We start from the raw sequence: 23,409 nt of genomic DNA, 5'->3' as shown, positions 1-23,409 counted from the left end.
CATAACAGGTGGGATTTTTTTATAAAAATATATTCTCTAGGTGTTAGTCTGTTGGAACTTTTTAAGCGATAGCAATGCTTGTTCTTTTATTTTATTTTGAAAAAAGCCGGTCCATCCTAATAAATAACCGGTAATTCCGAAAGCTTGCTTTGCCCATTTCCAAACATCAAAATTATCTGTATGTTTTATGATTAGCCCATCCTGAAAAAGAAATTCAGCAGAAATTCGATTGATTACTTTTCTATTCGTTTTACTAAAATTATAAGTAGCAACCCAACGGGCAGATCCTGAAAATTCATCTGCTTTTATATTTGAAAATTCAATTTTGATATCTCCTTTGCTTTTTGAAATTAGCATTTCCCACATTTTAGAAACCTGTTTTTCCTTTAAAAGGCTAAAAGCAGGGTCTACAAAGTGAACTTTAGGATGATAACATTCGCACATTGTTTTAGCATCTGCATTTGCAAATGCAGTATAAAATTTAGAAATTAAATTTTCGTTTGAATTCATTTTAACAAAATTAGACTATAAAAGTAAGATTATTTTTGGTTAAATAAACTTTATAGAATACTAATTGCTGCAGCAGTATCAAAAGTTTTTTTGGATTTGTCAAAAGCAGTCGAAAAATAATTTTTTCTGCTTATAGCTGTGAAATAACCTGTCTGATTTCCAAAAGTGTTTGAATTCCCTGTAAGTATAAATCTAATTGCTTTTATATCTGTTTTCTTTAGTTTTAAAAATTCAGCTGGGGTAAAATAATAATAAGAAGTTGTTTTTCCTTCTTCAGTTTCCTTAATATTTTTGTCTACACATGCAATTACATCAGCATTGGCTAAATCAACATATACACCTCCTGAAATTCTCGTTTTATCATTTGCAGTAGCAATTGTAAGTTTTAAAATCCCTCCTTTGTCAGTTTTTGCAATCTGCACATCTATTTCTCCGGTGAGAATATATTTTTCACAAATAAAAGTATAATTTTCAGTTGCAGGAAATGGTTTTGAGCCTTTTATACTTATAGTTTGCTGGGCGCTTGCAAAAAATGAAATCAAAAGAAACGAAAAGAAGGATAATTTTAAAGTCATAAGTGTATCAAGTTATTTGTTTAATTATTTTTAGCATCAAATTTCTCATCCCAATCCATTGATTTTATGGCAGAAATCAAATTTTCTTCATTTACAAAAATCCTAAGTTCCTTATTGGCTACCTTTTTTGTATACAAAGCACGATAGCGGTAAATAGTCTCCTCTTTGGTTTTGTAAACTCCGTCTAGTTTTAAATCTACAAAACTTCCATAATATTGGCGAAATCTCAAACAGGTTTTGGTCAGGCGTTCTTCAGTCGTGTTCTCCATAACTGATTTAGTTACTTCAGTTTCATTAAAAGGCTTAAACTTTGATGTATTGCATGTTTCAAGAACTCTTTTTCCTAATGAATAGGCCTTATTTTGCTGATTTGAATTTATTTCGGCTTCTAAAACTTTTTTAATTTTTAGATCTTCAGTACTTCTGCTGACTGTTTTAGATTTACAGCCTATTAACAGTAACAAACATATAATCAATCCTGCTTTCTTCATAATTATTTATGTTATTTTTAATAATAAATTGGGATCCGGGCAGTTTTCTATATAGAAATTTAAGTCTTTTGTGTTACATACACCAGGGTAATCACCCCAATAGTTTTCTATATTTTTAATAATTTGGAAATGTAAGTGTGGGGCATAATCGCCATTTACTTCTGAATTCCCGATGCTAGCCAGATATTCTCCTTTTTTAAAAAAATCACCAATGCTAATCCCTTCTATACTTTCTAACGATAAATGCCCGTATAAAGTATAAAATTTTTGATTTTCAATTTCATGTTCCAAAATTATGGTTGGACCATAGTCGCCTAAACCAACATTGTTTTTGAAACTATGGATTTTCCCATCAAGAGCGGCTAAAACAGAAGTCCCTGCTTTTATCCATAAATCAAGACCAATATGGATATTACGTTCAGAAATTAAATCATTTTTAAAAATAGAACTTCGTTGATACAAAGTCCGTCCTTCAATATAACCGCCAAAAGCTACTTCGGCATTATTTTTTTTTAAATAATGAGTGATATATTCTTCAAAATCAGCAGAATTTCCGGTTTTGTTTCCCGCTAAATCCTGGTTGTTTATAGATAAATCTAAAGTTATATATTTTGAATGATCAATATCTGAATCAATAACTTTTGATGGTGGAATACTTTTTAATATAGAAGAAAGAGGTTTCATAATAGATTAAGCAACTTTTTCAATAATAATCAATTCATTATGATGCTCTACCCGAGGTAGCATTTTAGTAATGTATAATTTAGTATTAATTTCTGAAATGTATTTACGATTTCTAACATTATCTTTTTCATTAAGGATCATGGTATTAAAAAGAACAAATCCCTGATCTTTTAATATGGAACAGATTCTTTCGCTAAAAAAACGTTCAAATAAAAAATTTGGCATATTAGTGTCTTCAAAAATATCAATGATAATTAGATCGTATTGGTTTTTGGTTTTCAAAACAAATTCAAAAGCATCATCAATAATAATTTCTAATTGTTTAATTTCAGAAAGGTTAAAATATTCATTTGCAATCTGAATCATATCAGAATCGATTTCTACTCCTGTTATTTTGCCTTTAAATTCAATTTCATCAACAAGAGTTTTTATGACACTTCCTCCCGCAACTCCTAAAACCAAAATATGATTCATTTTCTGAATAGTTTTAAAACCAATATTTCTTAATCCATATCTTAATATACGTTGTAAACTGCCATATGAGTAATTTGTGTTTTCTGAATCTAAAACTAACTCTCCATTATTCCAGGTTACTTCAATCGTCTTACTGCGACTCGATTTTTTTTTGAATACTTTAATTGGTATTAAATAACTAAATATTTTTTGAATCATTTTTTATGCTTTTACCCAAATTTAGCATTATATTTTTTTATTTTGTGCGAAATATGGAATTTAATGAAAAAACAGTTGTATAAATTTCTATTTTTTAAGCTAATGGGCTGGAAGATAGTTGGGATTGAGAATGCTGAAGTGAAAAAATGCGTAATGATGGTAATGCCGCATACAAGTAATCATGATTTTTATTTAGGGATTTTTACAAGAGGGATATCAGGTTTAGAAATGAACTGGGTAGGAAAGAAAGAATTATTTAAATTTCCGTTTGGTTATTATTTTAGAAGTGTAGGAGGTGAGCCATTAGACAGATCCGGTGGCTTGAATAAAGTTGATGCAATTGCGTCTATTTTTGAGAGGAAAGAAATTTTTCGTTTAGCGGTTGCTCCTGAAGGAACACGTAAAAAAGTTTCGGAAATCAGAAGTGGTTTTTATTATATTGCTCTTAAAGCAAAAGTACCAATTATTCCTGTAGCTTTTGATTGGGGTAAAAAAGAAGTTAATTTGGGCAAACCATTTTTTCCAACCGGCAATTACGAGGAAGATTTAAAAATTTTGAAAAGACATTACGAAGGAGTTTTGGGTAAGATTCCTAAAAATGGATTTCGATTATAATAGAATTTTTTTTCAAGTAGAAGAGAATTACGTAAATGAAAATTATTTGATTTAAGTAGAATAGGCTTTAAATGTTCCATTTTTATAAAAAAGCACAATTTTTTCAATTTCACTATCATCCAGATTAAAACCTGAATATTTTGCTCCTGATGAACTTTGTACTGTGTTTTTTTTATTTGATTCGTTTGTAGAAAAAGAAGTTTCATCTGATAAAATAGGAGGTGAAGATCTTGAAATTTCTGAAGAATCTTCATCATGATTTTTTGGAAAATTCCCTCTTCCTGTCAAAATCCAATATAAGTCTACATCAGGAAAAACTTCTAAAACTTTCATTACAAAATCCAGACTGGGTTTGTTTCGTCCTGATAAAAGATGAGACATACTTGAACGCTGAACCCCAATTTTATCTGCAAAAGCCGAAGCGTTTAAACTATAATAATCCATAACAATTTCAAGTCTTTTTACAAATTCCTCTATGTTTACCATTGTAAATTTTTGTTTTAAAATTGCATAGTCACAAATGTAAACAAAAGATTATATAATGCAATTTTACATTTGTAAATTTAATAAACGACTCCTTTTTTGTTAAATTAAAATAATAAATAAAGTGTATTAAATTACTGAAAATTAAATATTTGATTTGGTTTTTATTAATAATTTGTATTAGTGCGCCTGAGCTATAGAGATAATTGATAAGGGCTTAAAGAAGTTGTTTACAATATTAAATTATTAAAATTTTAAACGATTTACAATTGTAAAAATAAAGATATTTACTTTTGTGAACTAATTAGAAAGACAATGAATTTAGAAGAATTATTTAACCAATACAAAGAGCAGTCTATTGAAGGTCGTTACCTCACAGTAGAACATATTCGACCGATATTAGAAAGAATAAATACAAACAATCAGGTTAAGGTTGTTGGGGAATCAGTTTTAGGTAAATCTATATATAGTTATGAAATTGGTTCAGGAGAAACGCGAATTTATTTGTGGTCTCAAATGCATGGAAATGAAAGTACAACCACTAAAGCATTGTTTGATTTTATTAATGTTTTGAATAGTGGTTCTGAGTTTGCTGAAAATATGCTTTCATCTTTTACTTTTTTGTGCTTACCGATACTGAATCCTGACGGAGCAGAATTGTATACTCGTGCCAATGCAAATGAAATTGACTTGAATAGAGATTCGCAAAATCTGACACAACCGGAAAGCAGAGTTTTAAGAGAGGTTTTCGAAGGATTTAACCCTCATTTTTGTTTTAATCTACATGATCAGCGCACTATTTTTGGAGCTGGCGAAACAGGAAAACCAGCTACTGTTTCATTTTTAGCTCCTTCTTATAATGAAGAACGGGAAATTAATGAGAATAGATTAAAGGCAATTAATTTAATTGCTGCGATTAATGATGAACTGCAGAAATACATACCCGGACAAGTAGGACGTTTCGATGATTCGTTTAATATTAATTGTATAGGAGATACTTTTCAGTATTTAGGTGTACCGACAATTTTGTTCGAAGCTGGTCATTTTCAAAATGATTACCAGAGAGAAGTTACCAGAAAGGTTATCTTCTTTTCGCTAATTGCAGGTTTTAAAGTGCTTTTCGAAAACGATATAGTTAATAATAGGATTGTTGATTATTTGAATATTTCACAAAATAAAGTGGTTTTTTATGATTTTATGTATAAAAATATCAAAATAAATTATGATGGTATCGAAATTATTACGAATTTTGTCGCTCAATACAAAGAGGAATTAATTGACGGCAAGATTCAATTTAATGCTTATATAGTTGAAGTAGGGGAGTTAGAAAATTATTTTGGACATTATGTCTACGATGCAAAAGGCGCTGCGTACTCAGATGATTTTACCAATTTTCCGAAGACTGATCAAAAAGCAAATTTTTATTTAAATAAAAACGTTAAATTTGTTAACGGATTGATAAAAAGTTAAATTTTATGTGAATTTCTTGTTTTTTATATATATTTTTATACTTTGTAATACAAATTAGTAATATTAATTAAAGAATTATGAGTAAATTTCGTTTAGATGAAGTAGATCACCAGATTTTAGATATGTTAATAGATAACACGAGAGTTCCGTTTACTGACATTGCAAAAAAATTGTTGATTTCTGCCGGAACTGTACATGTTAGAGTAAAAAAAATGGAAGATGCCGGGATAATCATGGGATCTTCATTAGCCTTAGATTATGATAAATTAGGGTATTCATTTATTGCGTATGTAGGGGTGTTTCTTAATAATACATCTCAAACAAAATTTGTATTAGAGCGAATTAATCAAATTCCTTTCGTAACTGTAGCTTCAGTAACTACAGGAAAATTTAATATTTTTTGCAAAATTAGAGCGAAAGACACTAAACATGCAAAAGAAGTTATCTTTATGATTGATGATATCGAAGGAGTTTACAGAACTGAAACAATGATTTCATTAGAAGAAAGTATTAACGATAAGAAGCGTTTGATGCATACTATTTTTAAAAATATGTAATATTTTCTTGAATGCTATATTAAAAAATATAACCTCAAGTTTTCTTGGGGTTTTTTTATGACTAAATAACCAATCAACTATAAAAGGATTATGTACACGTTACCTAAAATAGAGCGTTTTAATCAGGATGTTCTCTCTAAATACCATATTTATAATAGTGTTTTTATAACATTACCTTTTGATTCTATTGATAATACAGGGGTTTTGCTTCCTTTGTTTACAGAAACCTGCGAAACAGGCTTTAAAAAACAGGAAACTCCTAAGGAGATTTTTGACTTTTTTTCAAATAAATTTTTGAATAATGCTTCAGAGACAGAAAAGATAGATTTAATGTTTCGATTTATACAGTATATCGAACGTCAGATTGTATTGTTTGATGCAATTGAAGATGCTGCTTTTCCAGTGGTGAATAACATGGAAGGGCGAGGTTCGCTTCGTGATATTAAGGAAAAATCAGATGCAAAAGAAAAAGACGATGAATTGATTGAGTTTCTTGAAAATTTCAACGTTAGAACTGTTTTAACTGCTCATCCTACACAATTTTATCCTGGGCCTGTTCTTGGTATTATAAATGATTTAACTGAGGCAATCAGGCAAAACGATTTATTGAAAATAAAACAGTTGTTGGCGCAGTTGGGAAAAACTCCATTTATACAAAATGAAAAGCCAAATCCATATGATGAAGCAGTTAGTTTGATTTGGTATTTGGAAAATGTATTTTATGAAACTGCAGGAGAAATAGTTCATTATTTACAGAAAAATATTCTTCAGGGAGAAGCGATTCAAAATCAGTTGATAAAACTTGGTTTCTGGCCGGGAGGTGATCGTGATGGAAATCCTTTTGTAACTACAGATATTACATTAAAAGTTGCAGAACGTCTACGTACTTCAATTTTGAAATGTTATTATGTTGAAATGCGAAACCTGAAAAGAAAGTTAACTTTCTCAGGTGTAGATACTTTGGTGGCTGAACTTGAATATAAACTTTATAGGTCTGTTTTTTATTCTAAAGGTGAAATTTATATTACTTTAGATGAATTGCTAACTCAGCTAAATAAAATCAGAAATATAATTATAGAAAAGCATCAATCTTTATATCTGGATGAATTAGAAGCATTATTGGTTAAAATTAATTTGTTTGGGTTTCATTTTGCTACTTTAGATATTCGTCAGAACAGTAAAATTCACAATGCAGTTTTTCATGATGTTGTAAGTTATTATTTAAATTCAGATTCAAAAATATTCCCTGAAAATTATTTTGATTTATCCGAGGATGAAAAGTTAGTTGTTCTGTCAAAAGTTAAAGGTGATTTAAATCCTGCAGATTTTGACAATGAAATTACCAAACTGACTTTAGAGTCTGTTCAGGCAATCAAAACGATTCAGGAAAATAATGGTGAATTTGGTGCAAATCGTTACATCATTAGTAACAATGAAAGTGCATTGAATGTAATGGAGACTTTTGCCATGATTCGCTTAAATAATTGGGAAAACCCTACGGTTGATATTATTCCACTTTTCGAATCAGTTGATGATTTGCAAAATGCGCATTCAATAATGGAGCAGTTATATACGAATCCTGAATATGCAGCACATTTGAAATCCCGTGATAATAAACAAACTATTATGCTTGGTTTCTCTGACGGAACAAAAGATGGTGGTTATTTAATGGCAAACTGGAGCATCTATCAGGCAAAAATTGAGCTTACCGAAATTTCAAGAAAGTATGGTATAAAAGCTATTTTCTTTGATGGACGTGGAGGTCCGCCTGCTCGTGGTGGTGGAAAAACGCATAAATTTTACGCATCCTTAGGGCCTAAAATCGAGAACAACGAAATTCAAATTACAGTACAGGGACAAACTATTAGCTCTAATTTTGGAACTTTAGATTCTTGCCGTTACAATATAGAAAATTTATTAAGTGCCGGAGTGACAAATCAGGTTTTTAGTAAAGAGAAAAATGAACTGACTGTTGAGGAAACAGCAATTTTGACTCAATTGGCAGGTTTGGGATATGATAAATATTTAAGCTTTAAAAATCATCCTAAGTTTATACCATATTTGGAGAAGATGAGTACGTTAAAATACTATTCTAAAACCAATATTGGAAGCCGTCCATCTAAAAGAAGCAAATCTGAACAATTGGATTTTGCCGATTTAAGAGCAATTCCTTTTGTGGGTTCATGGAGTCAATTAAAGCAAAATGTACCAGGATTTTTTGGTGTAGGATCAGCTCTAAAATATTTTGAAGAGACTAATCAATGGGAGAAAGTGAGCGATTTATATCATAATTCTTTATTTTTTAAGACCCTTTTGGAAAATAGTATGATGTCATTGGCAAAATCATTTTTACCATTAACAGCTTACATGAGAAAAGATCCTGAGTTTGGTGAATTCTGGCAGATTATTTACGATGAATTCTCAGAAACAAAACGTCTTTTATTAAAAATTGCAGGTCATAAAACCTTAATGGAAAATTACCCTGATGGTATAGCATCAATTCAAGTTAGAGAACGTATCGTATTGCCATTGTTGACTATACAACAATATGCATTATTAAGAATTAATGAACTGAACAAAGAAAAAATAATTGATCAGGATTTGATTAAAGTGTATGAAAAAATTGTAACCCGTTCATTGTTCGGAAATACAAATGCTAGTAGAAACTCTGCTTAAATCTAAAATTATGATAGCTTCAGATTTACAAACAAATGAGTATTCTATTTTTAATGCGACTTATATTAAAGCTGCTGGTGATAAAACATTAGTGCAAGGCTTAATAGAGGGCTTGTCTCAGCTGGTTAATTTTGTAAAAAATATTCCAGCTGAAAAATTAGAATATCGTTATGCAGAAGGAAAATGGACAATCAAAGATATTGTACTGCATATGATAGACACGGAGCGTATTTTTGCATATCGCGCCTTAAGAATCAGTAGAGGAGATCAAACGCCTTTACCCGGATTTGAAGAAAATGATTATGTGCCATTTGCATTTGCTAATTCTCGTTCAATAGAAAGTTTATTGGCTGAATATGAAAATACCAGAAAAGCAACAATCAGTTTTTTTGAGGGTCTAAATGAAGAACAGTTTTTATTTATGGGCAGAGCTTCAAATACAGCTATTTCAGTAAGAGCAATTGGGTTTATTATTACAGGTCATCAAAATCATCATTTAAGAGTAATTTCAGAGCGGTATTTGTAATTTAATCTAAAGCACGAATAGTGATAAAATAGCGATAACCAATAATTGCCATTTGCCATTTTTTTGCTTTCGAAATATCGAGACCTTGTTTGGTAAAACTTGGTAAAATAATTTTATTTATTTTGGCTAGTATTTTATACATAAGTGAATTATTTTTTTCAAAGATATAAAAAAAGACTTTGCTGTAATGGCAAAGTCTTTTTTACGTTTTAGATAATCGATTTAAGATTTTTGGCTTTCTTTCTCCATTTCTTTCATTTCTTTTTCATGAAGTTTCATGTTTTTTTCGAATTGCTTCATGTCTTTCTCGAATTGTTTCATGTTTACTTCATACTCTTTCGAATCTTTACCATATTTTATTTCAATTTCTTCAGTATATTTCTCCATGTCAGCATTGAATTTATCCATTGCTACTTCATATTTTTCCATTTCTTTTTCAAAAAGGGCTTCGCGTTTAGACATGATTTCTTCAACTTGTTTTTCGTACGCAGACATATCCGGTTCAAAAGACTCCATTTTTTTTTCAAATTCAGCCATTTCTTTTTCAAATTTACTCATGGCTGCTTTATCCTTTGGATTTGATGGAGGAACTGGTGGTTTTGGCATTTTTGACATATCTGGAGCAGGAGCTTGCGGCATTGGACCTGTTGGAAATGTAGGCGGAGTAGGAGGAACAGGAGGTGTAATTGTTGAAATTGTATTTATCTTAGTTGAATTGCTTTTACCATTTATGATAAGATTATCACCAACAACTATTGGTTTATCCATTCCGCCGTCGGTAACCACATTGATTTTTTTAGATCCGTTTTCTGTTGTAATAACAATTCCACAGCTTTTAATAGGTTTGTCTCCTTCAATTTGTATGGTTTGATCTTCACCGGTTCCTTTTTGGATTTCTACTTTAATTGCTGTTAATTCGTTTTTGGTATTCCTTTTAATATCAGATATAACAACATCTACATTATGATTTTGTTTTAATTTTTCAGTAAATTCTTTTAACTCCTGATCGGTCGTGCTTTTTTTAATTTTATAAACGTCAACAGAAGTTGGGTTTTTAGAAATTTGCTGAGCTTCTTTTTTCTCTTGTGCAATAGTTTTAATTTGAAATAAAAATACAAATGCTACAAGTGCCGGAAGTATGGCATAATACTTCCAATAATTTCTCTTTTTTGATTGATTTTTGTTTAACATGACAATTCGTTTTTTGATTAATGATTGATAAAAATGATTGGTAATGGCTACACAGCTTTCATATGTAGTTATTTTTAAAAGTGTGTATTGATACGCTTTTTTGTCTGATATTTTTTTAGAGGCTTCGTTATCGGCAATAAATTCAAGATTTTGTAAAATGGCTTTTTTATACAGCCAAATAATTGGATTGAACCAAAACAGGAGGCAAAACACTCTGGAAATTAATACGTCTATAGTATGATTCTGATCGCTATGTACCTTTTCGTGCTCAATAATGTTTTCTAATTCTGCACTTGTATACATTGATGAGTTGTATACGATATAATCAAAATAAGAAAATGGAGCAATGTTTTCGGATACATCAATGAATTTAAAGTCAGCTTGCTGTTGTATTTTTTTTCCTTTCAGGACTGAATTTAAACTATAAAAATCAGCAGCAAATTTCATTATAAGTATAAAGAATCCAATACAATAAGTAGAAATTATCACGTAATTCCAATTGATTTCAAATGATTCCTGTTGAATAGTTTGGGATATAAAACTTTGTGAATAATTAGCACTTGAGACTGGAACAGGATCTATCCAGACAATTTTTGTGTAAAACAAAAAAGGTAGAATTAGTGACGTTACTAAACCTGTCAGTAAAAACCATCTGTTACTGTTGAAAAATGTTTCTTTGCGTAATAAAAAATAATAGGCACAATAAAACAATATAACTAATCCGGATGATTTTGCAATATAAATAAAAAGTGCTTCCATGGTAATTATTTTTCTTCTTCTCTTGGAGTTTCAATCATAGCTAAGATTTCACGTAATTCAGCTGCAGATATTTTTTCTTCTTTTGCAAAAAAGGAAACCATATTTTTATAAGAACTGTTGAAATAATTATCAATTGCAGTTTTCATATACTTTTTACTATATGCTTCCAAAGTTATTATCGGATAATATTGATGTGTGTTCCCAAAAGCGTTGTGTGCAACAAATCCTTTTTCTTCCAGATTGCGAATAATTGTCGAAAGCGTGTTATAATGTGGTTGGTCTTCTTTTATTTCAGCCTGAACTTCTTTTACAAAAGCTTTTTTTAGCTTCCATAAAATGTGCATTATTTCTTCTTCCTTGTTGGTTAATTTTTGCATGTTGTTTTATTTTAATCAAATCTACAACTATTTTTTTAGTTACACAACTAAAAAAATAGTTTTGTAACGTATTTTATAGTTTTAAAGTGGTTTGTTTAGGTTATTTATTTTATAATGAGTATTTTAAATAAAAAAAAGGCTATCTAAGTTTTAGACAGCCTTTGAGAATTTTTTGTTTTGTAAATTAATACAATCGGGTAAATAATCCTTTTTTATTACCGGAACCTCCGCTGCCAGTAATAGTAATGTGCCCCGTGTTTCCATTACCATCATAACCCCAGGCAAGATTGTTTGTAGCAGTGTTATTAGTTACAGTGTGAGCAACGTTTTGTCCGGCACTTCCTAATTTAAACCCGTTTCCATCTCCATTTGTTCCAAAACCGTTATTACTGGCTGTACAACCTTTTATTGTTACAGTATAAGGTTGTCCATAAAGATCCCACCCGTCATCAGAATTATGGTTTGCTGTACAGTTTTCAAATACATTGTTTTTTCCGGCTGATAATTTGCAGGCAAAACCATCTGCATTTTCTCCTGCATTTGCAGCATCATAATTGTCGTTTGACTTGCAGGAAAGAATGTAGTTATCGTGTCCTCCATTATAAATTTGTAAACCTGAATCCCCGTTTGCTAAAGTACTTACATTATTAACATAGTTGTATCCTCCAGATTGAAATACCAAACCGCAATCAGGTGCATTTTTGATTGTCATACTTGTAATGTTCCAATAACTTCCGTTTACTTTTACCCCCCAGCTTCCAGATGGCAGACCTGAGCAATTTAATGTACCTCCTGTAAAACTTATTTTCGAACTTGAAGTACCGCTTTTTGCAAGCTCAAGAGTTTGTGTAAGGTTTATTGTACCGCTAATTTTAATAACGTCACCGGCAACTGCAGATGATACAGCTGATCTTAAAGCTGCCTCCGTTGTAACTGTAGTGGTTTTGGCAGTAAGAGAAGTGCTTGTTGGTGTAGTTTCCTGTTTATCAATCGCAGTTTCATTTTCTGTTACTGGTGTGTCGCTGGTTTCGCAAGCGGTAAAAGAAAGGATCGAACATAAAAAAAGCAATCTAAAATTTGTTTTCATAATAATAAAGTTTGATTAGTGGTTAATAATGAGGTTAAAAAATGTTATTATCTAATTCTAAGCGCTTAAAATTAAAATACTGATTACCAGTGTGTAATCGATTACGCAAACTTATGTAAAAAAAATAATATAAATTGATTATTATTTAAAAAAAATATAAAAAAAATGATTATTAGTAAAAAATATTAATTAAAAAATTGAATTAGTTCAATAAATTAACTAAAATATAAATTTATTTTATAATGTTGTTTTTTTATGAAGTGAATAAAGCTTTTAAAAAATCCGTATAAGATTTATCCGCAACTTTAAACATATCAGACAATAAATCAGGAGTACAACAATTAATTTGTTGTTTTTGGTTAATTTTGCCAAAAATTTTTATGATGAAAAAAATCTTAGTTTTTATTTCGTTTTTATTTTTAACTACAGGCTTTTGCCAAAAAAAAATTAATCCTTCAGATGTTGAAAAATTTCAGAAAAAGATTAATTCTGAATATGCTGATGCTAAGACGAGTCCATTAATGGAAGAGGATTTAAAAACTTTTAAAACGCTAGAGTTTTATCCTGTAAAAAGTAAATATTTTGTGAATGCAAAATTTGTAAAAGCAAAAAACGAAAAAGCTTTTGAAATGAAAACCTCTACAAGCAGAAGACCTAAATATATTAAATACGGTACTGTTTCGTTTGTAGTTGATGGAATATTACTAAAATTAAATGTTTATCAGGATGTTGCACTCTCTAATACAAATGAATATAAAGATTATCTGTTTTTGCCTTTTTCAGATTTAACCTGTGGAAAGGAAAGTTATATTGGTGGAAGATATATTGATTTAAGAATTCCGACAGGAAATACGATTTCAATAGATTTTAACCAAGCCTATAATCCATATTGTGCTTATAATCATAAATATTCATGCCCAATAGTCCCATTAGAAAATGATTTAAATGTTGCAATCAGAGCAGGTGTCAAAACTTTTCATTAATGGAGTTCTTTAATTTTCATACACATCAGTTTACAAATGATCCTGATATTTTAGAATTAGTTAATCAATATCCTCCAGATTTTGATGCTTCAATTCCGTTTTATTCTATTGGAATTCATCCGTGGTATATTGTTGAAAACAGAATTGATGCCGATTTAAAAATTATTGAAGAAAAATTAAAAGAAAATAAATGTCTGGCTATTGGTGAATGCGGTTTGGATAAAAGAATAGAAATTCCGTTTGATCAGCAAATAATTGTTTTTGAAAAACAATTATATTTAGCCGAAAAAAATAAAAAACCGGTTGTAATACATTGTGTAGCGGCTTTTCAGGAAATAATTGCAATTAAGAAAAAAATGAAAATCTCTGTTCCTATGATTGTACATGGATTTTCAAAAAATATCCAGATTTCTAATCAGCTTATTAAAGAAGGATTTTATCTTTCATTTGGAAAAAATTTACTTAGAAATTCTGATTTAAAAACAATTTTTCAGAATGTTCCAAATGATAGATTTTTTTTGGAAACAGATACAATTGAAGAAAATATTGATAAAGTTTATGATTTAGCTTCTGAATATAAGAAATTGACAATAAGTGAATTAAAAGAAATTATCTCAAGCAATTTTGAGGTGGTTTTTAACGTGAGTAAATTTTAATTGAATAAAAATAAATACTAAATATATGGCAGAATGGACAGAAAGAGCTGAACTTTTATTTAAAAAAGAAGGTTTAAATAATTTACAAAACTCAAATGTTTTGGTGGTAGGTTTAGGCGGGGTTGGCTCGTTTGCAGCAGAATTTTTAGCAAGAGCAGGAGTTGGAAAAATGACAATTGTTGATGGTGATGTGGTTGATATTACCAACATAAACAGACAATTGCCAGCTTTACATTCGACTGTTGGGCAACCAAAAATTACTATTGTGGGTGACCGTTTACAGGATATTAATCCGGAACTAAAACTTACCCGTATACAGGAGTTTTTGTCTCCTGAACGTGCTTTCGAAATTGTTTCTGATGAGTTTGATTATGTTTTAGACTGTATTGACAGTGTTACTCCAAAGCTAAATTTAATTATTGCAGCTAAGCGTAAAAGAGTTAAAATTATTAGCAGTATGGGCGCTGGAGGTAAAATGGAGGCTTCAAAAGTCAAAGTAACAGATATTACAAATACTGTAAATTGTTTCTTTGCAAAAACCATTCGCAGACGTTTGAAGGAATCTAAAATTGACAAATTAAAAGTGGTTTTTTCTTCGGAAATTCAGGACGAATCAAGTTTAAGAATGACTGACGGATCCAATTATAAAAAATCTTTTTACGGAACCAATAGTTACATGCCAGGTCTATTTGGATTATACGCAGCTGAAACAGTAATTCGTTATTTGATAAAGAAAAATAAATAATAATTTAAGAGCTTACAAAGTAATGATAAAAACTGTAATTTTTGATATGGACGGTGTAATAGTAGACACAGAACCTGTTCACCGCTATGCCTATTACAAACAATTTTCGGAGTTAAATATTAATGTATCAGAAGAAATGTATACTTCTTTTACAGGATTTTCAACCCGAAATACATTTCAGACATTAAAAGGATTTTTTCCAGCTATAGAACATGGTGTAGAGGATTTGATCCAAAGGAAAAGAAGTATTTTTAATGATGCTTTCGATACTAAAGAAGATTTGTATTTATTGGAAGGGGTTGAAGATTTAATAAAAGATTTGCATGCTAATGGAATTCAGTTAATTTTAGCTTCATCTGCTTCAAAAGTAACTATTGATCGCGTTTTTACCCGATTTAATCTGCATCAGTATTTTTCTGGAATTGTGAGCGGCGAAGATTTTCCACAGTCCAAACCTAATCCGGCAATTTTCGTACATGCAGCTTCTTTATCACTTGCGCCTAAAGAAAATTGTATCATAATAGAAGATAGCACAAACGGTGTAAAAGCTGCTAAAAGTGCTGGGATTTTTTGTATAGGTTACAGAAGTGAAAATTCAGAAGGACAGGATTTATCAGAAGCAAATTTGATTATTAATCATTTTAATGAGCTAAGTGCTTTGAAAATATCACAATTAAGTACTTGAATTAAGTAAAATTTAACTTTTGTCCTTTTTTGAATTTGTAAATTTGAAAAAAAAACAAACAGACATATAAAAAATGAAAAAACTACTTATTGCATTAGCCATTATCTTGGCCCCTTTAGTTGCAGAAGCACAAATAAAAACACCGCAGGCTAGTCCAAAAGGGTATATTAAACAAACCGTTGGATTAACTGATGTTGAAGTTACGTATTCAAGACCAGGTGCAAGGGGCAGGGCGGTTTTTGGAAATCTGGTTCCGTTTGGAAAATTATGGAGAACGGGAGCCAATGAAAATACAATAATCAATTTTGGAGATGATGTTGTTATTGATGGTAAAACATTAAAAAAAGGAAAATATTCCATTTATACGATTCCTAGAATAGAAAGCTGGGAGGTGATTTTTTATCTTTCTACAGACAATTGGGGATTGCCTGAAAATTGGAACGAGACTTATGTAGTTTTAAAAACTACTGTTAAAGAAGATGCTTTGCCGACTCCTGTTGAAACCTTTACAATTGGTATCAATACTTTGGATCAAAATTCCGGTTATTTAGAAATGGCCTGGGAAAACTCTCATATAGCTTTGAAATTCGAAGTTCCTACTGCAAAAATAGCAACTGCAAGTATTAAAAAGACGTTGGCAGGAGCAACATGGAATGATTATTACGCTGCATCTCAATATCTATTTCAATCAAATGGCGATATGATCAGTGCAAGAGAATATGTTGATAAAGCTTTGGAATTAAGTACAGATAAGCCTTATTATTTATCAAGATTGAAATCATTAATTCAGGCAAAACAAGGAGATAAAGCAGGTGCTATTGAAACGGCTAAAATTTCTTTGGCTGCTTCAGAAGCTGCAAATAATCAGGATTATGTAAAAATGAATAAGGATAGTATTTCAGAATGGAGTAGATAATCCTTGTCTTTTTTTGTAAAATAAAACCCATTTTGAATGTTTATCAAAATGGGTTTTATTGTTTTAATTAAAGATTTCTATTTCAAATGAGGTATTGAAAGTTTGATTTGCTTCCAGAATTAAGATTCCCTCTTTTTTAAACAAATCACCAAATTTTTCAACAGTATCAGAATAACCAAACCAAGGTTCAATGCAAATAAAAGGAGCATTTTCCTTAGTCCAGATTCCTAAATTTGGAAAGCCTTCAAAATCTACTTTAATATATGGCTTTGAATTTTGAAAAATAGTTAATGAATTTGATTTGAGGCTTTTAAAAACCAAAGCATCGTTTTCAAATAATTTATAATTTAATGACAATTCATTATTTACAGTTTCTAAAATTTTAGTTGTATTAGAAATTAATCCATCTTCAAGAAGTGAATATTTTAATTTTTCTTCTTTTTCGAACTCAATACTGTAATTTGAAAATTTTTCAGGTAAAGAAAAGGCAGGATGAGCACCTATAGAAAAAGGAAGTTTTGTTTCTCCTTTATTGATTACTTTGTATTCAATATTTAGTTTGTGTTCTTTAAGTTTGTAAATAATCTGCAATTCAAATTTAAAGGGATATTTTTGAAGCGTTTCTTCATTATAAGATAAAGAAAAAGTAGCTGAAGATTCCGTTTTTTTAATCAGTTGAAATTTCATATCGCGGGCAAAGCCATGTCTCCCTAAATGGTATTCCTGTTCATTAAAAGTATAACTTTCATTTTTTAAACTTCCTACAATTGGAAAGAGAATTGGAGAATGTTTTGGCCAAACATTTAGATCGCCATTCCACATATATTCTTTGTTTCCATTGTCAACAAGGGAGAATAATTCAGCTCCGTGAAGTTTAATAGAAGCTTTAAGTTTTGAATTTGATATTGTTGTGTTCAAAATAGAATTTTTAAAAGATTAATTTTTGTGTTCATTATAAATATAATTTTATAAATTTTATTTTCTTAAGAAAATCGCTTAAATTATTTTTTTGATAATATTTTGCTAAAATTAAATATATGCTTTGGCTTTTCTCTGCAAATAGCTTTTTTTTTCATTAATTTGCTATATAAACAGATATAAATATGAAAAAACAGTTCTCTAAAGCCTTACTGACAATAGCTTTGTTTGGAGGAATTTCTTCTGTTTGGGCGCAACAAGCACCATCAACAGCAGTAACTCCCGTTAATAATTACAATTATCATGATGCTTTTGCACCGCACTTTTACACAAAAAATGGTACTCCAACCCGTACAGCAAGCGGCCAGCCGGGAATTGAATACTGGCAAAACCGGGCTGATTATCAAATTACGGCAAAGTTAAATGCAAATACAAATGAAATTATTGGTACAGATGAAATTACATACACTAATAATAGTCCTGATAAATTGTCATTTCTATGGCTTAATTTAGATCAGAATTTATTTAAAAATGATTCAAGAGGAAATGCTGTCGTGCCTTTAACAGGTAGCCGAAATGGTGCTCAGGGACAGGTTTTTGATGGTGGAAATAAAATAAAATCAGTAAAAGTGATTTCTGGCAGTAAGGAAAAAACTGAAGTTGAAGCTAAATATATAGTTACAGATACCAGAATGCAAATTTTCCTTCCAAAGGAATTAGCTTCCAAAGGGGCTTCTGTAAAAATTAAAATTGAGTTTTCATTCATTGCCCCATTCGAAGGTTCGGACAGAATGGGAGTTTTGGAAACTAAAAACGGAAAGATATTTACAATTGCACAATGGTATCCTCGCATGTGTGTTTATGATGATGTAAGAGGATGGAATACGGCTCCGTATCTTGGAGCTTCAGAATTTTATTTGGAATATGGTAATTTTGATGTAAAACTTACAGTACCTTCAAATCATTATGTTGTTGGTTCAGGTGAATTGGTAAATGGATCAGAGGTTTTGCCTGCTGAGCAATTTAAACGTTACAAAGATGCTTCTCAAAGTGATAAAACAGTTGTAATTCGCTCTGCAGAAGAGGTTGCAGCTACTGCAAATGCAAATGCGTCAGCAGAAAAAACATGGCACTACCAAATTAAAAATGCACGTGATTTTTCATGGGCATCATCTCCGGCTTTTATTTTAGATGGAGCAAAAATAAACCTGCCAAGCGGTAAAAAGGCTTTGGCTTTATCTGCCTATCCTGTTGAAAGTGCAGGAAAAGATGCTTATGGACGTTCTACAGAATATGTAAAAGCATCTATTGAACATTATTCTAAGCAATGGTTTGAATATCCTTATCCGGTTGCTACCAATGTGGCAGGAAACGAAGGAGGGATGGAATATCCCGGAATTGTTTTTTGTGGATGGAAATCAAAAGGCCAGGATTTATGGGGAGTTACAGATCACGAATTTGGGCACATTTGGTTTCCTATGATTGTAGGCTCTAATGAACGATTATTTGCATGGATGGATGAAGGTTTTAATACTTTTATTAATTCATTGAGTACTACAGCTTTTAATAATGGTGAGTATAAAGAAAAAGCAACTGATTTGCATGAAGAAGCAGAATCTTTTACAAGACCTGATTTAGAAACCATTATGAGTTCTCCGGATAATATGAAAGAAGCTAATATTGGTATGTTGTGTTATTTTAAACCAAGTGCAGGTCTGATACTTTTAAGAGAGCAGGTTTTAGGAAAAGAACGTTTTGATACTGCATTTAGAACTTATATAGAACGTTGGGCTTACAAGCACCCAACGCCGGATGATTTCTTTAGATCTATGGAAAATGTTGCAGGTGAAGATTTAAGCTGGTTCTGGAGAAGCTGGTATGTAAACAACTGGCGTTTTGATCAGGGAATTAATTCTATAAAATATGTAAAAAATGATCCTTCAAAAGGTGTCATCATCAATATTGAAAATTTTGATAAAATGCCAATGCCAATTGTTTTAGATGTTAAGGCAAAAAGCGGAAAGGTTACAAGAGTTAAATTACCTGTAGAAATTTGGCAGCGTAATAACGACTGGTCTTTCAAACATAATTCTACTGAAGAAATAGAAAGTATTACTTTAGATCCTGATCACGTGTTTCCGGATAATAATGAAAGTAACAATGTTTGGACTGCAGGTAAAGGAAAAATTGAAAAAGACATTATTCTGGACAGTTATTTAGGGGTTTATTCTACAAAGAGTGCACCTTTGAAAATTGAATTAACTGAGAAAAGTAGTGTTTTGAATGTAGAAATTACAGATTTTCCAAAGTTTACAGTTGATCCTGTTGCAGGAGAAAAAGACACTTTTATATCTAACAGAGCAGGTTTGAAATTCAAATTTAATGAAGCAAAAACAGCTTTTGATATGACTGTTTTAGGGAACGGACAAGTAATACCGTTTACTAAAAACTAAAATAAATTTTGTAAATAACTCTGTCCGATAGGTTTGTGGAAATCTATCGGACTTTTTTGTTTAAAAAACAACATACAATTAAAAAAATGTTAGAATTTTAAAAATTAGTTTTCTAAATAAAAAAATAGTGTACTTTTGCACCAATGAATAAAATAAGTTTACATATAACTTCTTTGTCACGGACAATCTCTCCTGGTACTTCTCCCGAAGTACGGATGCTATCTATATAGTATTCAAAGAGTTTTTCGTCGCGTATTTATTTATATTCATTTTTCATTTTGAAATCACATAAGTTGTCCATCGGACAAACATATACCAAAAGCATTTATTTATTTAGAAAGTTCCTTAATCAAATTTTTGATTTTGAGAATACTGCTTCAACAGCTTTTAATTTTATTAGCTGGTATTTTAGATTTCAAACCAAACAATATTTTTTAATGTTAACGCTAAACTTCAATTATTGAAATGAAGATCTCTATTGTTGTTACTCAGGAAGAACACTTCAAATTCGCACAGGAAATTTGCGATACGATAGAATCATCGGCCTTATTAAGAGGTACGGGGATTGCTAAAAGAACGCCTGAGTACATTCAGAAAAAAATGGCTAATGGCGATGCGATGATTGCTCTGGCAGACGGAAAATTTGCAGGTTTTTGTTATATAGAAAGCTGGCAGCACGGACAATTTGTGGCACATTCAGGGCTAATTGTACACCCGGATTATAGAAATTTAGGTTTAGCGAAAAAGATAAAATCTAAGGTTTTTGAATATTCATTACAAAAGTATCCAGATGCAAAAATATTTGGTATTACAACTGGTTTAGCTGTAATGAAAATCAATTCTGATTTGGGTTATAAACCTGTTCCTTTTTCCGAATTAACTACTGATCCAAGTTTTTGGGCAGGATGTAAAACCTGTACTAACTTTCAAATTCTGCAAAGTAAAGAAAATAAAATGTGTCTTTGTACAGGAATGTTATATGACCCAAAAGACAAGCCCAAAGATCCACCAAGACATCCTTTTAATGAGGCTGTTTTAAGCAGACTTAAAAAAATTAAGCAAGCTTTATTTTTAAATAAATTATTGTCATTTATTTTTTTATTCAAAATTTAATTAAAAGAAATCTCAAACTGCTACATACGAAAGTATTAGCCTAAATTATAAAAAATGAAAAAAGTAGTATTAGCTTATAGCGGAGGATTAGATACCTCGTATTGTTTGAAATATTTAAAAAATGAAAAAGGATACGAAGTTCATACCGTACTTGTGGATACAGGAGGATTTGATGAAGAAGAATTATCTGCCATTGAAAAAAGAGCTTACGAGTTAGGAAGTGCACAACATGCCAACCTTACAATCGTAGACAAATATTATGATAAAGCTATAAAATATTTGATTTTCGGAAACGTATTAAAAAACAATACATATCCATTATCAGTAAGTGCAGAGCGTGTTTTCCAGGCAATTGAAGCAATCAAATATGCTAAAAAAGTAGGAGCAAGCGCAATCGCACACGGAAGTACAGGTGCAGGAAACGATCAGATTCGTTTTGATTTAATTTTCCAGACTATCGCACCTGAAATTGAAATCATTACCCCAATTAGAGATTTAAAACTTTCAAGACAGGAAGAAGTAGATTATTTGGCTAAAAATGGAGTACATTATTCTTGGGAAAAAGCACAATATTCTATCAATAAAGGACTTTGGGGAACAAGTGTTGGAGGTAAGGAAACACTAACTTCAAGCCAGCCGTTGCCAAGTGAAGCTTATCCTTCACAATTGCAAAAAGATGGGGAAGAAAAAGTAACTCTTCATTTTGAGCAAGGAGAATTAGTTGCATTAAACGGCAAAAAAGATGTTCCTGAAAAAAATATTGTAAAACTTGAAAAACTGGCAAATGCTTATGCAATTGGTAGAGATATTCACGTTGGAGACACTATTATCGGAATTAAAGGAAGAGTTGGTTTTGAAGCAGCTGCACCATTAATTATCATCAAAGCGCACCACTTATTAGAGAAACATACTCTAGGAAAATGGCAGCAATACTGGAAAGAGCAGTTAGGAAACTGGTACGGAATGTTATTTCACGAAGGTCAGTTTTTAGATCCTGTTATGAGAAACATCGAGACTTTTCTTCAAGATACTCAAAAGACAGTAAATGGAACTGTAACCGTTTCTTTAAAACCATATCATTTTTCACTTGACGGGATCGAATCTAAAAATGATTTGATGAATACTGGTTTTGGTCAGTATGGCGAAATGAATAATGCCTGGACATCTGACGATGCAAAAGGATTTATTAAAATTCTTGGAAATGCACAAAACATATTTTCATCTGTAAATCATTTAGATCATGATTAATATCGGAATTATTGGTGGTTCGGGTTACACGGCCGGAGAACTCATCAGAATTTTAATGTATCATCCAAATGTAAGCATCGATTTTGTTTACAGTACAACAAATGCAGGAAAACCACTTTCTGTAGCGCACCACGATTTGATGGGCGATATCGAAATGAATTTTACAGCGGAAATCAATCCAAATGTGAATGCTGTTTTCTTGTGTTTAGGCCACGGAAAATCGATTTCATTTTTGAGAGAAAATCAGTTTGCAAGTCACACTAAAATCATCGATTTAGGAAATGATTTCAGATTGAATAAAGATGCACATTTTGAAGGAAAGGATTTCGTTTACGGTCTGCCTGAAATCAATAAATCGGAAATTAAAAAAGCAGATTATATAGCAAATCCAGGCTGTTTTGCTACAGCTATTCAGTTGGCTTTATTGCCTTTAGCAAAACATAATTTGTTAAATAATGATGTACATATTAATGCTACAACTGGAAGTACAGGTGCAGGTGTAAGCCTTTCTGAAACTTCTCATTTCAGCTGGAGAAATAATAATTTTTCTCATTATAAAGCTTTTGAACATCAGCATTTAGGTGAAATTTCAGAAAGCTTGGTTCAGTTGCAGGATGACTTCGACAGCGAATTGTTTTTTATTCCAAATAGAGGAGATTTTCCAAGAGGAATTTTTGCAACACTTTACACATTGTGCGATGACAGTTTAGAACAATTAGTTGAAAAATATCAAGAGTTCTATAAAAATGAACCGTTTGTAACCGTTACAACAACTAACATCAACATGAAACAAGTGGTTCAGACGAATAAATGTATCATTAGTTTATTGAAAAAAGGAAACCGGGTTCTCATAACATCAATTATCGATAACTTAACCAAAGGTGCTTCAGGACAGGCAATTCAAAACATGAATTTAATGTTCGGATTAGAAGAAACCACAGGTTTAAATTTGAAACCAAGCGGATTTTAGTAATAGTAAAATGTTAGAAGTTAGATGTTAAACGTCTAGACTTAAGCTT

25 protein-coding genes are annotated in these 23,409 nt (G+C 31.0%); 14 read left to right on the top strand and 11 right to left on the bottom strand.

Annotated elements, in window-relative coordinates; translation table 11 throughout:
• Nucleotides 1-36 precede the first annotated feature (36 nt).
• From BXU10_RS20285 to BXU10_RS20265, 5 genes are read right to left on the bottom strand one after another with little or no spacing between them, the layout of a single operon-like run.
• Nucleotides 37-510: a nuclear transport factor 2 family protein gene (locus tag BXU10_RS20285; protein ID WP_078229330.1), complete on the bottom strand. Its 474-nt coding sequence runs from the start codon at nt 508-510 to the stop codon at nt 37-39.
• A gap of 50 nt (nt 511-560) precedes the next feature.
• On the bottom strand, nt 561-1,085 hold the full coding sequence (locus tag BXU10_RS20280) for a hypothetical protein (RefSeq protein ID WP_078229329.1): 525 nt from the start codon (nt 1,083-1,085) through the stop codon (nt 561-563).
• Nucleotides 1,086-1,105: 20 nt separating this feature from the next.
• Nucleotides 1,106-1,576 (bottom strand): hypothetical protein, encoded by a 471-nt coding sequence (locus BXU10_RS20275; protein WP_078229328.1) that lies wholly within the window; start codon nt 1,574-1,576, stop codon nt 1,106-1,108.
• Between the two features lie 6 nt (nt 1,577-1,582).
• Nucleotides 1,583-2,260 carry a peptidoglycan DD-metalloendopeptidase family protein gene (locus tag BXU10_RS20270; RefSeq protein WP_078229327.1) on the bottom strand — a complete coding sequence of 226 codons (678 nt, stop codon included), beginning with the start codon at nt 2,258-2,260 and terminating at the stop codon, nt 1,583-1,585.
• A 6-nt stretch (nt 2,261-2,266) separates the two neighbouring features.
• Complete coding sequence (locus BXU10_RS20265; RefSeq protein WP_078229326.1) at nt 2,267-2,932, bottom strand: spermidine synthase; 666 nt, start codon at nt 2,930-2,932, stop codon at nt 2,267-2,269.
• A 63-nt stretch (nt 2,933-2,995) separates the two neighbouring features.
• Here BXU10_RS20265 and BXU10_RS20260 point away from each other — a divergent pair, with 63 nt between their 5' ends.
• On the top strand, nt 2,996-3,547 hold the full coding sequence (locus BXU10_RS20260) for a 1-acyl-sn-glycerol-3-phosphate acyltransferase (protein ID WP_078229496.1): 552 nt from the start codon (nt 2,996-2,998) through the stop codon (nt 3,545-3,547).
• 51 nt (nt 3,548-3,598) lie between these two features.
• On the opposite strand, the gene BXU10_RS20255 is transcribed toward BXU10_RS20260, so the two are convergent.
• Nucleotides 3,599-4,033, bottom strand: a complete 435-nt coding sequence (locus BXU10_RS20255) for a helix-turn-helix transcriptional regulator (protein ID WP_078229325.1) — start codon at nt 4,031-4,033, stop codon at nt 3,599-3,601.
• A 312-nt stretch (nt 4,034-4,345) separates the two neighbouring features.
• Here BXU10_RS20255 and BXU10_RS20250 point away from each other — a divergent pair, with 312 nt between their 5' ends.
• The 4 genes from BXU10_RS20250 to BXU10_RS20235 all read left to right on the top strand — a co-directional run bounded on the left by BXU10_RS20250 (nt 4,346) and on the right by BXU10_RS20235 (nt 9,259).
• Nucleotides 4,346-5,500, top strand: a complete 1,155-nt coding sequence (locus tag BXU10_RS20250; protein WP_078229324.1) for a M14 metallopeptidase family protein — start codon at nt 4,346-4,348, stop codon at nt 5,498-5,500.
• Between the two features lie 77 nt (nt 5,501-5,577).
• Nucleotides 5,578-6,057: an Lrp/AsnC family transcriptional regulator gene (locus BXU10_RS20245; RefSeq protein ID WP_007805990.1), complete on the top strand. Its 480-nt coding sequence runs from the start codon at nt 5,578-5,580 to the stop codon at nt 6,055-6,057.
• Between the two features lie 90 nt (nt 6,058-6,147).
• Nucleotides 6,148-8,733 (top strand): phosphoenolpyruvate carboxylase, encoded by a 2,586-nt coding sequence (locus BXU10_RS20240; protein WP_078229323.1) that lies wholly within the window; start codon nt 6,148-6,150, stop codon nt 8,731-8,733.
• A gap of 10 nt (nt 8,734-8,743) precedes the next feature.
• Nucleotides 8,744-9,259, top strand: coding sequence for a DinB family protein (locus BXU10_RS20235; protein ID WP_078229495.1), 516 nt, complete (start codon nt 8,744-8,746; stop codon nt 9,257-9,259).
• Between the two features lies 1 nt (nt 9,260).
• Here BXU10_RS20235 and BXU10_RS20230 read toward each other — a convergent pair whose 3' ends face one another.
• From BXU10_RS20230 to BXU10_RS20215, 4 genes are all read right to left on the bottom strand, one after another.
• Nucleotides 9,261-9,401 carry an SsrA-binding protein gene (locus BXU10_RS20230; RefSeq protein ID WP_078229322.1) on the bottom strand — a complete coding sequence of 47 codons (141 nt, stop codon included), beginning with the start codon at nt 9,399-9,401 and terminating at the stop codon, nt 9,261-9,263.
• An 80-nt stretch (nt 9,402-9,481) separates the two neighbouring features.
• Complete coding sequence (locus BXU10_RS20225) at nt 9,482-11,209, bottom strand: M56 family metallopeptidase (protein WP_078229321.1); 1,728 nt, start codon at nt 11,207-11,209, stop codon at nt 9,482-9,484.
• Nucleotides 11,210-11,214: 5 nt separating this feature from the next.
• A complete protein-coding gene (locus BXU10_RS20220; RefSeq protein ID WP_078229320.1) occupies nt 11,215-11,586 on the bottom strand; it encodes a BlaI/MecI/CopY family transcriptional regulator in 372 nt (123 codons plus the stop codon).
• Between the two features lie 184 nt (nt 11,587-11,770).
• Nucleotides 11,771-12,673 (bottom strand): right-handed parallel beta-helix repeat-containing protein, encoded by a 903-nt coding sequence (locus tag BXU10_RS20215; protein WP_078229319.1) that lies wholly within the window; start codon nt 12,671-12,673, stop codon nt 11,771-11,773.
• Nucleotides 12,674-13,056: 383 nt separating this feature from the next.
• Here BXU10_RS20215 and BXU10_RS20210 point away from each other — a divergent pair, with 383 nt between their 5' ends.
• The 5 genes from BXU10_RS20210 to BXU10_RS20190 all read left to right on the top strand — a co-directional run bounded on the left by BXU10_RS20210 (nt 13,057) and on the right by BXU10_RS20190 (nt 16,658).
• The gene (locus BXU10_RS20210; protein ID WP_078229318.1) at nt 13,057-13,656 is read left to right on the top strand and encodes a DUF1684 domain-containing protein; all 600 of its coding nucleotides are present in this window, start codon (nt 13,057-13,059) and stop codon (nt 13,654-13,656) included.
• Nucleotides 13,656-14,312 carry a TatD family hydrolase gene (locus BXU10_RS20205; RefSeq protein WP_078229317.1) on the top strand — a complete coding sequence of 219 codons (657 nt, stop codon included), beginning with the start codon at nt 13,656-13,658 and terminating at the stop codon, nt 14,310-14,312. Before BXU10_RS20210 ends, BXU10_RS20205 begins: the two co-directional genes overlap by 1 nt.
• Before the next feature lie 25 nt (nt 14,313-14,337).
• Nucleotides 14,338-15,057: a ThiF family adenylyltransferase gene (locus BXU10_RS20200; RefSeq protein ID WP_078229316.1), complete on the top strand. Its 720-nt coding sequence runs from the start codon at nt 14,338-14,340 to the stop codon at nt 15,055-15,057.
• Nucleotides 15,058-15,079: 22 nt separating this feature from the next.
• Complete coding sequence (locus BXU10_RS20195; RefSeq protein ID WP_078229315.1) at nt 15,080-15,742, top strand: HAD family phosphatase; 663 nt, start codon at nt 15,080-15,082, stop codon at nt 15,740-15,742.
• Nucleotides 15,743-15,815: 73 nt separating this feature from the next.
• Complete coding sequence (locus BXU10_RS20190; RefSeq protein ID WP_078229314.1) at nt 15,816-16,658, top strand: DUF2911 domain-containing protein; 843 nt, start codon at nt 15,816-15,818, stop codon at nt 16,656-16,658.
• A 63-nt stretch (nt 16,659-16,721) separates the two neighbouring features.
• Here the strand turns inward: BXU10_RS20190 and BXU10_RS20185 are convergent, their stop codons facing one another.
• Complete coding sequence (locus BXU10_RS20185; protein ID WP_078229313.1) at nt 16,722-17,576, bottom strand: aldose 1-epimerase family protein; 855 nt, start codon at nt 17,574-17,576, stop codon at nt 16,722-16,724.
• 185 nt (nt 17,577-17,761) lie between these two features.
• Here BXU10_RS20185 and BXU10_RS20180 point away from each other — a divergent pair, with 185 nt between their 5' ends.
• From BXU10_RS20180 to argC, 4 genes are all read left to right on the top strand, one after another.
• A complete protein-coding gene (locus BXU10_RS20180; RefSeq protein ID WP_078229312.1) occupies nt 17,762-20,029 on the top strand; it encodes a M1 family metallopeptidase in 2,268 nt (755 codons plus the stop codon).
• 465 nt (nt 20,030-20,494) lie between these two features.
• Nucleotides 20,495-21,142 (top strand): GNAT family N-acetyltransferase, encoded by a 648-nt coding sequence (locus tag BXU10_RS20175; protein ID WP_031456541.1) that lies wholly within the window; start codon nt 20,495-20,497, stop codon nt 21,140-21,142.
• 54 nt (nt 21,143-21,196) lie between these two features.
• Nucleotides 21,197-22,390, top strand: a complete 1,194-nt coding sequence (locus tag BXU10_RS20170) for an argininosuccinate synthase (protein WP_031456540.1) — start codon at nt 21,197-21,199, stop codon at nt 22,388-22,390.
• Nucleotides 22,383-23,360 (top strand): N-acetyl-gamma-glutamyl-phosphate reductase, encoded by a 978-nt coding sequence (gene argC / locus BXU10_RS20165; protein ID WP_078229311.1) that lies wholly within the window; start codon nt 22,383-22,385, stop codon nt 23,358-23,360. The genes BXU10_RS20170 and argC overlap by 8 nt, the downstream gene beginning before the upstream one ends.
• Nucleotides 23,361-23,409: the final 49 nt, after the last annotated feature.

It is taken from the genome of Flavobacterium sp. LM4, assembly GCF_002017935.1.
Lineage (GTDB): Bacteria > Bacteroidota > Bacteroidia > Flavobacteriales > Flavobacteriaceae > Flavobacterium > Flavobacterium chungangense.
Note: the sequence above shows the minus strand (reverse complement) of the source record. Positions and strands in the feature narration are given on the sequence as shown.

Excerpts from the sequence above, each read along its gene's own strand:
- BXU10_RS20270 (WP_078229327.1), bottom strand. The coding sequence starts at position 2,260 with ATGAAACCTCTTTCTTCTATATTAAAAAGTATTCCACCATCAAAAGTT.
- BXU10_RS20280 (WP_078229329.1), bottom strand. The coding sequence starts at position 1,085 with ATGACTTTAAAATTATCCTTCTTTTCGTTTCTTTTGATTTCATTTTTT.
- BXU10_RS20170 (WP_031456540.1), top strand. The coding sequence starts at position 21,197 with ATGAAAAAAGTAGTATTAGCTTATAGCGGAGGATTAGATACCTCGTAT.
- BXU10_RS20265 (WP_078229326.1), bottom strand. The coding sequence starts at position 2,932 with ATGATTCAAAAAATATTTAGTTATTTAATACCAATTAAAGTATTCAAA.
- argC (WP_078229311.1), top strand. The coding sequence starts at position 22,383 with ATGATTAATATCGGAATTATTGGTGGTTCGGGTTACACGGCCGGAGAA.
- BXU10_RS20215 (WP_078229319.1), bottom strand. The coding sequence starts at position 12,673 with ATGAAAACAAATTTTAGATTGCTTTTTTTATGTTCGATCCTTTCTTTT.
- BXU10_RS20190 (WP_078229314.1), top strand. The coding sequence starts at position 15,816 with ATGAAAAAACTACTTATTGCATTAGCCATTATCTTGGCCCCTTTAGTT.
- BXU10_RS20250 (WP_078229324.1), top strand. The coding sequence starts at position 4,346 with ATGAATTTAGAAGAATTATTTAACCAATACAAAGAGCAGTCTATTGAA.
- BXU10_RS20235 (WP_078229495.1), top strand. The coding sequence starts at position 8,744 with ATGATAGCTTCAGATTTACAAACAAATGAGTATTCTATTTTTAATGCG.
- BXU10_RS20260 (WP_078229496.1), top strand. The coding sequence starts at position 2,996 with ATGAAAAAACAGTTGTATAAATTTCTATTTTTTAAGCTAATGGGCTGG.
- BXU10_RS20200 (WP_078229316.1), top strand. The coding sequence starts at position 14,338 with ATGGCAGAATGGACAGAAAGAGCTGAACTTTTATTTAAAAAAGAAGGT.
- BXU10_RS20175 (WP_031456541.1), top strand. The coding sequence starts at position 20,495 with ATGAAGATCTCTATTGTTGTTACTCAGGAAGAACACTTCAAATTCGCA.
- BXU10_RS20230 (WP_078229322.1), bottom strand. The coding sequence starts at position 9,401 with ATGTATAAAATACTAGCCAAAATAAATAAAATTATTTTACCAAGTTTT.
- BXU10_RS20275 (WP_078229328.1), bottom strand. The coding sequence starts at position 1,576 with ATGAAGAAAGCAGGATTGATTATATGTTTGTTACTGTTAATAGGCTGT.
- BXU10_RS20240 (WP_078229323.1), top strand. The coding sequence starts at position 6,148 with ATGTACACGTTACCTAAAATAGAGCGTTTTAATCAGGATGTTCTCTCT.
- BXU10_RS20220 (WP_078229320.1), bottom strand. The coding sequence starts at position 11,586 with ATGCAAAAATTAACCAACAAGGAAGAAGAAATAATGCACATTTTATGG.
- BXU10_RS20205 (WP_078229317.1), top strand. The coding sequence starts at position 13,656 with ATGGAGTTCTTTAATTTTCATACACATCAGTTTACAAATGATCCTGAT.
- BXU10_RS20225 (WP_078229321.1), bottom strand. The coding sequence starts at position 11,209 with ATGGAAGCACTTTTTATTTATATTGCAAAATCATCCGGATTAGTTATA.
- BXU10_RS20180 (WP_078229312.1), top strand. The coding sequence starts at position 17,762 with ATGAAAAAACAGTTCTCTAAAGCCTTACTGACAATAGCTTTGTTTGGA.
- BXU10_RS20195 (WP_078229315.1), top strand. The coding sequence starts at position 15,080 with ATGATAAAAACTGTAATTTTTGATATGGACGGTGTAATAGTAGACACA.
- BXU10_RS20285 (WP_078229330.1), bottom strand. The coding sequence starts at position 510 with ATGAATTCAAACGAAAATTTAATTTCTAAATTTTATACTGCATTTGCA.
- BXU10_RS20255 (WP_078229325.1), bottom strand. The coding sequence starts at position 4,033 with ATGGTAAACATAGAGGAATTTGTAAAAAGACTTGAAATTGTTATGGAT.
- BXU10_RS20245 (WP_007805990.1), top strand. The coding sequence starts at position 5,578 with ATGAGTAAATTTCGTTTAGATGAAGTAGATCACCAGATTTTAGATATG.
- BXU10_RS20210 (WP_078229318.1), top strand. The coding sequence starts at position 13,057 with ATGAAAAAAATCTTAGTTTTTATTTCGTTTTTATTTTTAACTACAGGC.